A 14,229-nucleotide genomic window follows, 5' to 3' on the forward strand; every position below is an offset into this window, starting at 1 on the left:
ACCGCGCCGACCGTCGAAAAAACTAATTGGTGCAATTTCCGTACTGATGAGTTATTGTTTGAACTGTCCAGTTCAATGTTTGCTCTGGTCAGTTCAAGCAAAGGACATCATGCAGCGCATCGCCGTCATCGGATCGGGCATTTCAGGGCTGGCGGCGGCCTGGCGTCTCACGGCCGCGCCGGGTGAACGCCGCGTCAGCCTGTTCGAGGCGGGCAGCCATTTCGGTGGCCACGCCAACACGGTGGACCTGAGCCTGGACGGCATCACGCATGGCGTGGATACCGGCTTCCTGGTCTTCAACCGCCGCACCTATCCGCTGCTGATCCAGCTGTTCGCCGACCTCGGCGTCGCCACGGCGGAGTCGGAGATGTCCTTCTCCGTCCAGGTGCCCAAGGCCGATGGCCGCGCTGGCCTGGAGTGGAGCGGCAGCTCGCTGTCCACCGTGTTCGCCCAGCGCCGCAACCTGCTGCGCCCGCGCTTCTGGCATCTGCTGAAGGAGATCCTGCGCTTCAACCGCCTGGCCACGCGGCTGGCCGAGAGCCATGCCGATCTGACGCTGCAGGGCTCGGTCGAGGAGTTCCTGGACCAGCATCGCTTCGGTGCAGGCTTTCGCGAGCACTACCTGCTGCCGATGATCGGCTGCATCTGGTCCTGCCCCGTCGACCAGATGCTGAAGTTCCCCATCGGCACCCTGCTGCGCTTCTGCCACAACCATGGCCTCATCCAGGTCACCGACCGGCCGCAGTGGATGACGGTGCGCGGCGGCTCGCGCAACTATGTGCAACGCATCGTGTCGCAACTGCAGGACGCCCGGCTCAACGCGCCGGTGCTCGGCCTGCAGCGCTCGGGCCGGCAGGTGCGGCTGCAGACCGCCCAGGGCTGGGAGACCTTCGACGCCGTCGTGATGGCCTGCCACAGCGACCAGGCCCTGGCCCTGCTGGCCGGCGGCGCGAGCGCGGATGAGCGCGCGGTGCTCGGCGCCATCCGCTACCAGCCCAATGTGGCGGTGCTGCACAGTGACGCGAGCGTGCTGCCCCAACGCAAGCTGGCCTGGGCCGCATGGAACTACGAGCGGGCCGGCAGCACGGCCACGGAGCAGTCCCAGGTCTGCCTGCACTACCTGCTCAACCGGCTGCAGCCCTTGCCTTGGCAGCAGCCGGTCATCGTGTCGCTGAACCCGGCGCGGCCCATCCAGGACGAGCTCGTGCACCAGCGCTTCGAGTACAGCCACCCGGTCTTCGACCTGGCCGCCCTGCAGGCCCAGCGTCGCGTGGGCGAATTGCAGGGGCGGCAGCAGACGTGGTTCTGCGGCGCCTGGTGCGGCTATGGCTTCCACGAGGACGGACTGCGCGCCGGCTTCGCAGCGGCCGACGGTGTGCTGCAGGCCCTGGGCACCGCGGTGCCCGAGCCCGAGAGGAGCGCGGCATGAATGGCCCGTGGATGGGCTTCGGCACCATCTGGCACCGCCGCCTGCGGCCGGTGGCGCACGAGTTCAGCTACCGCAGCTATTTCCTGCTGCTGCCGCTGCGCAGCCTGCGCGAGCAGCCAAGCGCGGCGCTGAAGCGCAACCGCCGCGGCTGGTTGAGCTTCCATGACCGCGACCATGGCGCCGGCGACAGTGACGCGCTGGCCTGGTTTGAGCAGTTGCTGGCGAGCGAGGGCATTGCCGATGCCGACGGCGAGGTCTGGCTGCAGACCTTCCCGCGCGTGCTCGGCTATGTCTTCAAGCCCGTCAGCTTCTGGTACGCCCACCGTGCCGATGGCTCGCTGGCGGCCGTGGTCGCCGAGGTCAACAACACCTTCGGCGAGCGCCACGCCTATCTGCTGGCCGGGCCCGAGCTGGCCTGGGGGGCGGAGAGCGTGGCGCGCAAGGTCTTCCACGTCTCGCCCTTCTGCGGCGTAGAGGGGGAGTACCGCTTCCGCTTCGAGCGCCTGAATACACCGGCAGGCCTGCCCGCCCACGCGCTGGCGCGGGTGGACCTGCATGACGGCGAAGGGCCGCTGCTGCAGACCAGCCTCGGCGGCGCCCTCGTCAGCTTGACCGCCGCCAGCGTGCGGCGCGCCCTCTTCGGCATGCCCTTCATGACGCTGGGCGTCGTGCTGCGCATCCACTGGCAGGCCCTGCGGCTATGGATCAAGCGTGTGCCTTTCTTTGCCAAACCCCAGGCGCCTCAGCGCTTCGTGAGCCGATGAGCATGAACCCCCATCCCGTCTTCGCCAACCCGGCCCTTGCGGCGCAGCCGCCGGCCGCCGCGCGCCGCCTGCTGCGCCTGCTGGAGCGCCTGCCCGTCGGGCAGCTGGAGCTGCGCCTGCCCGATGGCAGGTCGCTGCGCTTTCCCGAGCGCGCGCCGATCGCCGGTGAGTCGCGCGGCGTGCTGCAACTGCATGACTGGGCGATGTTCGAGCGCACGTTGAAGTCAGGCGACATCGGCTTCGCCGAAAGCTTCATCGCCGGCGACTGGGACAGCCCCGACCTGAGCCAGCTGCTGCGCCTGTGCCTGGCCAACCGCGAGCACATCGAAGGCCTGATCTACGGCAGCTGGTGGGGTCGGCTGGGCTACCGGCTGCGCCACTTGCTGAGGCGCAATTCCAGGGCCGGCAGCGCCAAGAACATCCATGCCCATTACGACCTGGGCAATGACTTCTACCGGCTCTGGCTGGACCCGGGCATGAGCTACAGCGCCGCCTGGTTCGAGGGCCGCGACGCGCGCGGCGCCGACCTGCAGCTGGCGCAGGACGCCAAGTTCCGCCGTGCACTGCGCGAGGCGCGCGTCGAGCCTGGCGCGCGCGTGCTGGAGATCGGCTGCGGCTGGGGCGGCCTGGCCGAGCTGGCCGCGCGCGAGTTCGGCGCGCGGGTGACGGGCGTCACGCTGTCCGCCGAACAACTGACCTGGGCCGAGCAGCGCATGCAGGCCGCTGGCCTCGACCAGCAGGTGAGCCTGCTCTACCAGGACTACCGCGACCTGCCGGCCCAGCATGCCGCCGAGCCCTTCGACGCCGTCGTCTCCATCGAGATGTTCGAGGCCGTCGGCCATGAATACTGGTCGGGCTATTTCCGCACGTTGAACGCCTGCCTCAAGCCCGGCGGCCACGCCTGCATCCAGACCATCACCATCCGCGATGACCTGTTCGAGCGCTATCTGCGCTCGACGGACTTCATCCAGCAATACATCTTCCCCGGCGGCCTGCTGCCCAGCCCGTCGGCCTTCGAGGCGGAGGCCCAGCGCGCCGGCTTCGTCGTCGAGAACCGGCTCGCCTTCGGCCGCGACTACGCCGAGACGCTGAGGCGCTGGCGCGATGCCTTCGTGGCGGGGCTGGATGCCGTGCAGCGCCAGGGTTTCGATCGGCGTTTCCAGCGCATCTGGAGCTTCTATCTGGCCTACTGCGAAGCTGCCTTCGACACCGGCAACACCGACGTCATGCAGTTCACGCTCCGCAAGCCCGCGCCATGAGCCCGCGGCAGCCGACACGACGCCTGGCGCTGGCCCAGCTCGCGGCCGCGGCCGCCTCCAACCCCATCGCCATGTCACAAGCCATCGCCGACACCCCGCCCTCCGCCGAGTTGCTCTCTCTGCTGCCGCAGGCCCGCCTGCAGGGCAGCGGCGTGCTGCGCTTCTTCGGCCTGCGCGTCTACGAAGCCAGGTTGTGGACCCAGCCGGGCTTCGAGGGCGACGACTACGCCCGCCAGCCCTTCGTGCTCGAGCTGGCCTACGACCGCCGCCTGGAAGGGCAGGCGATTGCCGAACGCTCCGTGGCCGAGATGCGGCGTGGCGGCAGCTTCGACGAGGCCAAGGCCAAACGCTGGCTGGCCTTGATGACCAAGGCCTTTCCCGATGTCGCCAGCGGTGACCGCCTGCTCGGCTTCAACGACGGCAAGGGCGAGGTGCGCTTCTTCCACAACGGCCGCTTGACGGCCGAAACGCTGGACGCCGAATACGCCCGCCTGTTCTTCGGCATCTGGCTGGCCAAGCAGACCTCGGCGCCCGCGCTGCGCGAGTCCCTGCTCGGCCTGGCGCGCTGACCGCTCGCCCGCCATGTCGGTATCCGCCATCGCCGCTGCCCCGCCCGCCCTCGGCTGGCGCCGCGGCATGGCCTATGCAACCTTGAGCGTGCCTCTGGCCTTCGTCTCCCTGCCGCTCTACGTCAACCTGCCCTACCACTACGCGTCGGCCTTTGGCATGCCGCTCGCCACGCTGGGCCTGGTCATGCTGGGCGTGCGCATGCTCGACGCCTTTGTCGACCCGGCGCTGGGGCGTGTGGCCGACGCGCTGTTCCGGCGCGGCAACGCGTGGGCTGCGGCGGCGCTGGGCAGCGTGGTGCTGGCCGCAGCCTTTGCGGCGCTGTGGTTGCCGCCGTCGATGGCGCCGACCCTGCTGCTGGCCTGGCTGGTGCCGGCGCTGCTGCTGTGTACGCTGGCCTACAGCGGCGTCAGCATCGTGCACCAGTGCTGGGGCACGCGCTGGGGCGGCGGGCCGGAGCTGCGCGCGCGGGTGACGGGCTGGCGCGAGGCCGGCACGCTGACCGGGGTGCTGCTCGCCAGTGCGCTGCCGGCCTTGCTGGGCTGGACGATGACGAGCCTCGCACTGGCCCTGCTGCTGGCCGCGGGCCTGCTGGGTTTGAGCCGGCTTGGCATGGCGGCCGCGCCGCGCCCCGAGCCGGGGGCGGCTGCGCCCGCGGCCTCGCCATGGCGGCACGCCGCCTTCCGCCAACTGCTGACCGTCTTCATGCTGAACGGCATTGCCGGCGCCGTGCCTGCCACGCTGCTGCCCTTCTTCATCGCCGACCGGCTGCAACTGCCGCACTGGCAGGCGCCGCTGCTGCTGACCTACTTCGGGGCCGCGGTGCTCGGCCTGCCGCTGTGGGTGCGCGCCGCCGGCCGCTGGGGGCTGTCGCCGGTGTGGCGAGCCGGCATGCTGGCCAATGTGCTGGCCTTCGCCGCCGCGCCGCTGCTGGGCGCCGGCGACGGTGCGGCCTTCGCCGTCATCTGCCTGTGCAGCGGCCTGGCCCTGGGCGCCGACCTGGCGCTGCCGGGCGCATTGCTGACGGGCGTCATCCACCGCGGCGGCGCCGGCCAGCGCGAGGAGGGGGTCTACATCGGCTGGTGGACCTGTGCCACCAAGCTCAACCTGGCGCTGGCCGCCGGCCTGGCCCTGCCGCTGCTCGCGGCGCTGGGCTACCGCAGCGGGGGTGCCGACCCGGCGGGCCTGCAGGCCCTGGCCTGGGCCTATGGCGGCCTGCCCTGCCTGCTGAAGCTCGCCGCCGCTGCAGCGCTGTGGCGCGCCGAGCGCCTCAACCCGACCTGGAAGGAACGCGGATGAATGCCATCCCACGCCGCAGCCTGTTGGCTGCAACCCTTGCCGTGAGCCTGGCCGGCTGCGCGGGCCCGCAGGTGCAGGACTACGCCAGCGAACGGCCTGCCATCGAGCTGCGCGAATTCCTCAACGGCGAGCTGACCGCCAAGGGCATCTTCACCGACCGCGCCGGCCGTGTCGTCAAGCGCTTCACGGTGACGATGAGCGGGCGCTGGGAGGGCGACAGCGGCGTCCTCGACGAGCGCTTCCAGTACAGCGACGGCAGCACGCAGCGGCGCGTCTGGCGGCTCAAGGCCCTCGGCCAGGGGCGCTACAGCGGCAGCGCGGACGACGTCGTCGGCGAGGCCGCCGGCGAGAGTGCCGGCAATGCCTTCCGCTGGGCCTACACGCTGGCCCTGCCGGTGGATGGCCGCGTCTGGAACGTGACGCTGGACGACTGGATGTTCCTCATCGACGCGCGCACGGTGCTCAACCGCTCGGCCATGAGCAAGTTCGGCCTGCACCTGGGCGACGTGACCCTGGTCATCACCAAGACGTGAACGCCATGCCGCTGTTCGGGTCACTCAACCCACCGCTTTCCGACTGGCAAGGTCGCTGGGTCTGGGTCATCGGCGCGTCGTCGGGCATAGGCCGGGCCACGGCGGCGGCGCTGTCACGGCAAGGCGCGCGCGTCGTCGTCTCGGCCCGTCAGCGTGACGCGCTCGACGCCTTCGTGCGCGAGCATGCGGGCAGCATCGCGCTGCCGCTGGACGTCACGCGACCGGACGAGATGCGCGCCGCAGCCGAGCGTGTGCAACTCCTGGCCCAGGGCGCGCCGGCGCTGGTGATGTACTGCGCCGGCCATTACCAGCCGATGCGTGCCACCGCCCTTGATCGCGCCGAGATGCAGCGGCATCTCGAGGTCAACTACCTCGGCGTCCTGAGCCTGCTCGACGCCCTGCTGCCACCGCTCATCACCGCAGGCCGCGGCCATCTCTGCCTGGTGGGCAGCGTGGCCGCCTACCGCGGCTTGCCGATGTCGCTGGCCTATGGGCCGACCAAGGCGGCTCTCAACAACCTGGCCGAGACCCTCTATCTGGACCTGCATCCTCTCGGCCTGGGCGTGTCCATCGTCAACCCGGGCTTTGTCGACACGCCACTGACGGCCGGCAACGAGTTTGCGATGCCCGGCCTGATCTCGCCCGAGGAGGCCGCAGGCCACATCCTGCGCGGCTGGGCCAAGGGGCGCTTCGAGATGAATTTCCCGCGCCGCTTCACGGCCTGGATGCGGCTGCTGCGCTGCCTGCCCGATGCCTGGTACTTCGCCGCCGTGCGGCGCATGACCGGCGTCTGAACTGAGAAGCTAGGGGGGGCGCCCCCCGCGCTGAGCGCATATCCATCTGCGCAAAGCGGCGTTCCCTCTTTGGGAGGCGCTGCCTAGAGTGCCGGGCAATGACACGCCTGCTCACCTTCCCCGACTCCCAGCACCAGGTGCTGTCGATCCGCGCCAAGGCGCTGGTCTTCGACGACCCGGCCTCGCGCGCGCTGCTGGCCCAGGCCGAGCGCGTGGCGGCGAGCGACGCCACCGTCCTCATCATTGGCGAGACCGGCACCGGCAAGGAGTTGATCGCCCGCCATATCCACAACAGCAGCGGCCGCCGCGGCCCCTTCCTGGCCGTGAACTGCGGTGCCTTCACCGAGCAACTGGTCGAGGCCGAGCTGTTCGGCCACGAGGCCGGGGCCTACACCGGCGCCACCAGCGCGCGCGCCGGCTGGTTCGAGGCCGCGGCCGATGGCACGCTGTTCCTGGACGAAGTGGGTGACCTGCCGCTGTCCGTGCAGGTCAAGCTGCTGCGCGTGCTGCAGGAGCGCCAGGTCGTGCGCATCGGGTCGCGCAAGCCCATCGACGTGCGCGTGCGCCTCGTGGCCGCCACCAATGTGCGGCTGGAGCAGGCCGTGGCCGCGGGCCACTTCCGCGCCGACCTCTATTACCGACTCAGCGTCGCGACGTTGCAGCTCAGCCCGCTGGCGCAGCGCCCGGGCGACATCCTGGCCCTGGCCGAGCATTTCATCGGCGTCTACAGCCGCCGCCTCGGCTTGAACGATGTGCGCCTGGCCCCCGAGGCGCGCGACGCGCTGCTGGCCTATGCCTGGCCCGGCAACATCCGCGAGCTGGAAAACGTCATCCACTACGCCCTCATCATCTGCCGCGACGAGCGCATTGCTCGCGAGGACCTGCAGCTGCACGCCATCGGGCGCGCGCATCCCGCGCCGGTGGCCTTGCCTGCCGCGGCGGGCGATGACGAAGAGGTGCTGGAGCGTGTCTTCGAGCGGCTGTTCGACGAGGCGCCCCAGGCCCTGCATGTCCGCGTCGAGTCCGCGTTGATCCGCGCCGCCTATCGCCATTGCCACCACAACCAGGTGCATACCGCGGCCCTGCTCGGCATCACGCGCAATGTGCTGCGCACCCATCTGAAACGGCTGGACCTGCTGCCGCCCGCACGCCCGGCCGCCGTGCAGCAGATCGCGCACGAACCCGAGCGCCAGGACGCGCGCCTTCACGCCGCTGCATGAGCACCGCACGGCCGCCCGAAGGTGCTCATTCCCGCCCGGCGGGATCGCGCGTAAGCGCGCAGGGTGCCCTAAATAAGCTAACGCGAAAAGCTTAGTTCGCGCGCCGCCGCGCGCTGCGCACACTGACCCGGCCCCTCTGATCCCTAGCCCCCCCACACGCCGATGAACGCCTCCACCTTTGCCCGTCGCGCCCTGGCGCCGCTCGCCCTGCTCCTCGCCGCCGGTGCCGCCCAGGCCCAGGGCGACAACCCCTATGGCCTCGCCTCCGTCTGGACGAACAGCGACGCCGTCACCAAGGCCGTGCTCTTCACCCTCGTGGCGATGAGCGCGGGCAGCTGGTACGTCATCATCACCAAGCTGTTGCAGCAGGCCCGCCTGGGCGCACAGGCGCGCGCCGCGCAGAAGGACTTCTGGAGCGCCGGCACCGTCAAGGCGGGCGCCGAGAAGCTGTCCGAGAAGAGCCCCTACCGCTACATCGCCGAAGCCAGCCTGGAAGCCACGCAGCGCCACCACGGCCTGCGCGCCAAGGTCGACTTTGCCGACTGGGTGGACCTGTCTCTGCACCGCGCCACCGAGCGGGTGCAGCGCCAGCTCTCCACGGGCCTGAGCCTGCTGGCCACCGTCGGCTCCACCTCGCCCTTCGTCGGCCTGCTGGGCACGGTCTGGGGCATCTATCACGCGCTGACGGCCATCGGCGTGGCCGGCCAGGCTTCCATCGACAAGGTGGCCGGCCCGGTGGGCGAGGCTCTCATCATGACGGCCATCGGCCTGTTCGTCGCCGTGCCCGCCGTGCTGGGCTACAACGCGCTGCTGCGCCGCAATGCGCTGGTGCTGGACGATGTGCGCGACTTCTCCGGCGAGCTGCATTCGGTGCTGCTGGGCTCGGGCCATGAAGAGCCCGCCGCCGCCAGCGCGCCGCAAGCCGCTGGCCTGACGCCGGCCCTGGCCTAAGCAGCGCGTCATGGCCATCCAGATCGCGCAGGGCGCCGACGAGGCTGTCTCGTCCATCAACACGACGCCCCTCGTCGACGTCATGCTGGTGCTGCTCATCATCTTCCTCATCACCATCCCGGTCGTGAACTTCTCGGTGCCGGTGGAGCTGCCCAAGCAGCGCAACGAGGTGCGCGAGAGCGAGCCCAAGGACGTCGTCATCACGGTCTCGCGCGACGGCAAGCTCTACTGGTTCGACGCGCCGGTGGCCAGCAAGGACGCCCTCTTCGAGCGGCTCAAGGGCATCGCCCAGCAGCAGCCCCAGCCCGAGGTGCATGTGCGTGGTGACGCCGGCAGCGACTACGCCCCCGTGGGCCGCGTGCTGCTGGCCGCCCAGCGCGCCGGCATCGCCAAGGTGGGCTTCATCACCGAACCGCCGGCGAGGTCGCTGTGAGCGCGGGACCCCTGCGCAAGGCGGCCCGCGCGCGCCGCCAGCTCACGTCGGCCCTGCCCGTGCCCGACATCAACACCACGCCGCTGATCGACGTGATGCTGGTGCTGCTGGTGATGCTCATCATCACCATCCCGGTGCAGCTGCACAGCGTCAAGCTCAACCTGCCCATCGCGCCGCCTTCGGCGCCGCCGCCTGTGCCGCCCGAAGTCGTGCGGCTGGACATCACGCCCGACGCCGTGCTGTGGAACGGCGAGGCCATCGCCGACCAGGTCGTGCTGCGCGAGCGCCTCGACGCTGCCGGCAAGCAGGCCACCCAGCCCGAGGTGCATGTGCGCCCGCAGCCGGGCGCCAAGTACGACGAATTCGCGGCCGTCATGACGGCAGCCCACCAGGCCGGGCTGACCAAGCTCGGCGTGACGGGCAGCGAACAGTTTCTGGACGACTCGAAGTAGGAGATTGAATCCATGAGCGCAGTTCTCTTGCCCGGCGGTTTGACGCTGGACGACACCCGCCCCGCGCCACGCCGTCTCGTTGCACCGGCGCCTCTCGCCGCGGCCGCGCCCTTGCGCTCGCAGCTCAAGCCGCCGGCCAATGCCAACCGCGGCACCGGCATCGCCCTCGTCGTCGGCCTGCACATCGTGCTGGGCTGGGGCCTGACCACGGGCCTCGCGTCCAAGGCCATCGAGGCGATCAGGAAGCCCATCGACATGGCCTTGCTGCCCGAGGTGCTGCCGCCGCCTCCACCACCGCCGCCGCCCAAGGTCGTCAAGATCGAGCCGGTGCAGAAGGTGGTGCCGCCGCCGGCCTATGTGCCGCCGCCCGAGGTGGTGCCCGTCGTCACGCCGCCGCCTGCGCCCATCCAGGTCGTGCAGGCCGCACCGCCCAAGGAGCCGGTCGTCATCGCCGCGGCGCCGGCGCCCGTCGTCGCGCCACCCGCACCGCCGCCGGCGCCCGCCATCGTCAAGCGCGAGATCAGCCTGGCCTGCCCCGGCTACGAAGCCGTGCTGGCCGGCGCGCTGGAGGAAGCCATCGACCGCGTCGGCCTCAAGGGCACGGTGCAGACGCTGATCAAGATCCGGGGCAACCAGGTGGTCGACGTGCTGCCGCAGTCGGGCCCGAAGGAATATCACAAATACGTCCAGGCGGCGGTCAAGCGCATGCGCTGCACGGCCGGCGGCGCCGACGAAATCCAGGTCTCTCTCCCCGTCATCTTTTCCTGACGTCAAGTGGCCCCTCGCTCGGTCTTGCTGCGCTGGACGCGCGCAAGCCCGATCGGTCCCCCGAGGGGACGGCGATGCGTGCCGGATCGACCGGCACGCACATCGCCAGACGGGCCGGCTACGGAGCGGCCTGGCGCTCGGCCCGAAGAACAGCGCCGCAAACAACTGAATATGAAATCTCATTCCCGACGCGGCCTGCTGCAGGGCCTGGGTGCACTCGCCCTGCTGCCGGGCGCAGCCCGTGCGGCTGACGCACCGCCCAACATCCTCTTCATCCTGGCCGACGACATGGGCTACGCCGACCTCGGCATCTACGGCCAGCGCGACTACGCCACGCCCCACCTCGACAAGCTCGCGGCCCAGGGCATCCGCTTCACCCATGGCTATGCCAACTCGGCAGTCTGCTCGGCCACGCGCTTCGGCCTCATCACCGGCCGCTACCAGTACCGGCTGCGCGGCGGCCTGGAGGAACCCGTTGGCGGCGACCAGCTCGGCCTGCCGCCCGACCACCCCACGCTGCCGTCGTTGCTGAAGGCGCGCGGCTACCGCACCGCGCTGTTCGGCAAATGGCATCTCGGCGCCTTGCCCAAGTACGGCCCGCTGAAGAGCGGCTATGACGAGTTCTTCGGCAACACCGGTGGCGCGGTGGACTACTTCACCCACAAGGCCGGCGTCGGCGCCAACCTGCCGCCCGATCTCTTCGAAGGCGAGGTGCGCGTCGACAAGGCCGGCTACTACACCGACCTGATCGCCGAGCACGGCCAGGCCTTCCTGCGCAAGCAGACGGCGAAGGAGCCCTTTCTGCTGTCATTGCACTTCACCGCACCACACTGGCCTTGGGAGGGGCCAGGCGACGAGCCCGTGTCGCGCCAGCTGAAGAACCTCAACCACACGGACGGCGGCAGCCTGAAGAAGTACGGTGAGATCGTCGGCGCGCTGGACGCGGCGGTGGGCCGCGTGCTGGCCACGCTGGAGGCGCAAGGGCTGGCGCAGAACACTCTCGTTGTCTTCACCAGCGACAACGGCGGCGAGCGCTTCTCCAACACCTGGCCCTTCAGCGGCCAGAAGTCCGAACTGCTGGAAGGCGGCATCCGCGTGCCCACGCTGCTGCGCTGGCCGGCGCGTGTGAAGGCCGGGCAGGTGAGTGACCAGGTCGTCATCAGCATGGACTGGCTGCCCACCTTGCTTGCCGCGGCCGGCACGGCGCCGCGGGCGGACTATCCGAGCGACGGCACCAACGTGCTGCCGCAGGTTCTCGGCCAGGCCGCCACGGTCGAGCGCAAGCTGTTCTGGCGCTACAAGTCCAACGCCCAGCGCGCGCTGCGCGACGGCGACTGGAAGTATCTGCAGATCAATGGCAACGAGTTCTTGTTCAACCTCGCCCAGGACCCGCGCGAACGCGCCAACCTGGCGGAGCGGGAGCCGGAGCGGCTGAAGCAGTTGCGGGCCGACTGGGTGGCCTGGGACGCAACCATGCTGCCGATCACGGAGGACGTGAGGAGCTACAAGATCAGCCCGAAGGTGCAGGCGGACAGGCCGGGAGGCTGAGCGGGGGCGCCGCGCTGGGCATCGTTCGCATCGGCCAAGCGGGGTAGAGTTGGCGCGGTGGCGGGTTCGCGTAACTTGACAGTTACACAGGCGCCCACCGATGTCCGGTGCTCCGGGAAGCGAACACTCAGCCCATGCAATATCTGTCTTCCAGCTATGCCCCGTGGGTGGTTGCCGCATCGCTGCTGATTGCCAGCTTTGCGTCCTATGTCGCGCTTGACCTGGCCAAGCGCGTCCGCACCCGCGACCGCGGTGTCGCCGTCAGCTGGTGGGCTGGCGGCTCGTTGGCGATGGGCACCGGCATCTGGTGCATGCACTTCGTCGGCATGCTGGCCTTCTCCCTGCCGATTGCGCTGGGCTATACCGTGGTGCTCACGGTGGCATCGTGGGTCGCCGGGGTCGCCGTGTCGGCCATCGCGCTGTATGTTGCGAGTCATGGCGAGCTCACCTGGCCCCGCCTGACCGGTGGCGCCATCGCGATGGGGCTGGGCATCTGTGCGATGCACTACACCGGCATGGCCGCGCTCGACATGTCGCCCGGCATCGTCTGGAATCCGCTGCTGGTCGCGGCATCGGCGCTGATCGCGGTCGCCGCGTCAGCGGCGGCGTTGTTGATCTTCTTCTGGCTGCGCAAGATGGGCGACCGGCGCGGCATGATCTTCCAGCCGTTGGCCGCGCTGGTGATGGGCATCGCCATCTGCGGCATGCACTACACGGGCATGGCGGCGGCGAGTTTCCCGGTCGGCACGGTCTGCCTGAGCGCGGACGCGCTGGCCGGCCCGCAACTCGGCATGGTGGTGTCGGTGTCGTCCGTTGCGCTGCTGGCGATGACCTTGTTCACGTCGACCCTGGATGCCCGCATGCGCAGCTCGCTGAAGGTTGCGAACGTGAAGCTGGAAACGGCCAATGAGGAGTTGCGGCGGCGGGCGTTCCAGGATCCGCTCACCGGCCTGCCCAACCGCATGCTGTTCGAGGACCGCCTGGCCCATGCGCTGCAGCGCCACGCGCGCACCGGGGAGCAGATCTCGGAGCGCAATGCCGGCAAGGTGGCCGTGCTGTTTGTCGACCTCGATGGCTTCAAGCCGATCAATGATTCGCTCGGCCATGCCGCAGGTGATACGGTGCTGAAGGAGGTCGCAGCGCGCCTGAGCACCGTGGCGCGCGATGCCGACACGGTGGCTCGCATCGGCGGCGACGAATTCGTGCTGCTGATGGAGGATGTCAGCAGTCTGGTGGACTGCGTCAGCCTCGCCCGCCGCCTGATCGCGGCCTTGTCAGCACCGCTTGAGATCGGTGGGCGGCGGGTCGCTTTGTCGGGATCGGTCGGCATCGCCGCCTACCCCGATCACGGCGACGGCGACAAACTGGTCATGCACGCGGACGCCGCGATGTACACGGCCAAACGCGCCGGCGGCAGCACCTATGCGCTGTACGAGACGCATATGGACGAAGGCGCGCAGGAGCAGCTCAATCTGTTGAACGACCTGCGTCATGCCATCGAACACGGGCAACTGCAGCTCCACTACCAACCCAAGATCGACGGCCAGCATGGGCAGATCCGTGGCGTCGAAGCCCTGCTGCGCTGGAATCATCCAGAGCGCGGCCTGCTGAACCCGGGTCTGTTCATTCCGATCGCGGAGCGCTTCGGCCTCATCAACAGCCTGGGCAACTGGGTCATCGACGAGGCCTGCCGGCAGATGCACGCCTGGGCGGAGATCGGCCTGAACATGCGCGTGGCGATCAACCTGTCGGTGCATCAGCTGCGTGAGGATGACCTGGCGGCACGGATCGAAGCGGCACTTTCCAGGAGCCTGGTCGAGCCCTCGCAACTGCTCTGTGAGATCACCGAGTCCGTCGCGATGGAGGACATCAAGAGCACCCAACGCGCCTTCGAGCAGTTGGCCCGCATCGGCGTGTTCCTCTCCATCGACGATTTCGGGACCGGCTACTCAAGCCTCAGCTATTTGCGCCAGCTGCCCGCTCGCCAGCTCAAGATCGATCGCAGTTTCGTCTCCGACGTCGAGACCAGCGCCGACGCCAGGGCCATCGTCAGCGCCGTCATCCAACTGGCCCACGAGCTCGGCCTGCGAGTCGTCGCCGAAGGCGTGGAGACCAAGGGCCAGCGCGACATCCTGCTGGCGCTGCACTGCGACGAACTGCAGGGTTATTTCCTGGCGCGACCGATGGCAGCCGAGACGCTGCAGGCCTGGAC

At 69.6% G+C, this 14,229-nt stretch carries 14 protein-coding genes; all 14 read left to right on the forward strand.

All coding sequences use genetic code 11. The annotated features are described in order from the left end of the window. Positions 1–109 precede the first annotated feature (109 nt). Complete coding sequence (locus tag AC1DW3_RS21410) at positions 110–1,429, forward strand: NAD(P)/FAD-dependent oxidoreductase (RefSeq protein WP_477934649.1); 1,320 nt, start codon at positions 110–112, stop codon at positions 1,427–1,429. After that, positions 1,426–2,193, forward strand: a complete 768-nt coding sequence (locus tag AC1DW3_RS21415; protein WP_477934650.1) for a DUF1365 domain-containing protein — start codon at positions 1,426–1,428, stop codon at positions 2,191–2,193. Before AC1DW3_RS21410 ends, AC1DW3_RS21415 begins: the two co-directional genes overlap by 4 nt. 2 nt (positions 2,194–2,195) lie before the next feature. After that, positions 2,196–3,452 (forward strand): class I SAM-dependent methyltransferase, encoded by a 1,257-nt coding sequence (locus AC1DW3_RS21420; protein WP_477934652.1) that lies wholly within the window; start codon positions 2,196–2,198, stop codon positions 3,450–3,452. Further along, the gene (locus AC1DW3_RS21425) at positions 3,449–4,021 is read left to right on the forward strand and encodes a chalcone isomerase family protein (RefSeq protein ID WP_477934654.1); all 573 of its coding nucleotides are present in this window, start codon (positions 3,449–3,451) and stop codon (positions 4,019–4,021) included. Before AC1DW3_RS21420 ends, AC1DW3_RS21425 begins: the two co-directional genes overlap by 4 nt. A 13-nt stretch (positions 4,022–4,034) precedes the next feature. Next, a complete protein-coding gene (locus tag AC1DW3_RS21430) occupies positions 4,035–5,318 on the forward strand; it encodes an MFS transporter (RefSeq protein WP_477934656.1) in 1,284 nt (427 codons plus the stop codon). Continuing rightward, on the forward strand, positions 5,315–5,851 hold the full coding sequence (locus AC1DW3_RS21435) for a DUF3833 domain-containing protein (protein WP_477934658.1): 537 nt from the start codon (positions 5,315–5,317) through the stop codon (positions 5,849–5,851). The genes AC1DW3_RS21430 and AC1DW3_RS21435 overlap by 4 nt, the downstream gene beginning before the upstream one ends. Before the next feature lie 5 nt (positions 5,852–5,856). Then, positions 5,857–6,645 (forward strand): SDR family NAD(P)-dependent oxidoreductase, encoded by a 789-nt coding sequence (locus tag AC1DW3_RS21440; protein WP_477934660.1) that lies wholly within the window; start codon positions 5,857–5,859, stop codon positions 6,643–6,645. Positions 6,646–6,743: 98 nt separating this feature from the next. Further along, positions 6,744–7,865, forward strand: a complete 1,122-nt coding sequence (locus tag AC1DW3_RS21445) for a sigma-54 interaction domain-containing protein (RefSeq protein WP_477934662.1) — start codon at positions 6,744–6,746, stop codon at positions 7,863–7,865. Positions 7,866–8,027: 162 nt separating this feature from the next. Then, complete coding sequence (locus AC1DW3_RS21450) at positions 8,028–8,816, forward strand: MotA/TolQ/ExbB proton channel family protein (RefSeq protein WP_477934664.1); 789 nt, start codon at positions 8,028–8,030, stop codon at positions 8,814–8,816. Positions 8,817–8,826: 10 nt separating this feature from the next. Next, entirely contained in the window at positions 8,827–9,249 is a 423-nt protein-coding gene (locus tag AC1DW3_RS21455; protein WP_477934666.1) for an ExbD/TolR family protein, read from the forward strand. Between the two features lie 11 nt (positions 9,250–9,260). Then, a complete protein-coding gene (locus AC1DW3_RS21460; RefSeq protein WP_477934676.1) occupies positions 9,261–9,701 on the forward strand; it encodes an ExbD/TolR family protein in 441 nt (146 codons plus the stop codon). Between the two features lie 12 nt (positions 9,702–9,713). Then, positions 9,714–10,469 carry a hypothetical protein gene (locus AC1DW3_RS21465; protein WP_477934668.1) on the forward strand — a complete coding sequence of 252 codons (756 nt, stop codon included), beginning with the start codon at positions 9,714–9,716 and terminating at the stop codon, positions 10,467–10,469. A gap of 171 nt (positions 10,470–10,640) precedes the next feature. Next, positions 10,641–12,017: a sulfatase family protein gene (locus tag AC1DW3_RS21470; RefSeq protein ID WP_477934670.1), complete on the forward strand. Its 1,377-nt coding sequence runs from the start codon at positions 10,641–10,643 to the stop codon at positions 12,015–12,017. A 134-nt stretch (positions 12,018–12,151) separates the two neighbouring features. Beyond that, on the forward strand, positions 12,152–14,229 hold a 2,078-nt coding region (locus tag AC1DW3_RS21475), incomplete at its 3' end, for a putative bifunctional diguanylate cyclase/phosphodiesterase (protein ID WP_477934672.1).

This window comes from Roseateles sp. P2_H4 (genome assembly GCF_056403315.1).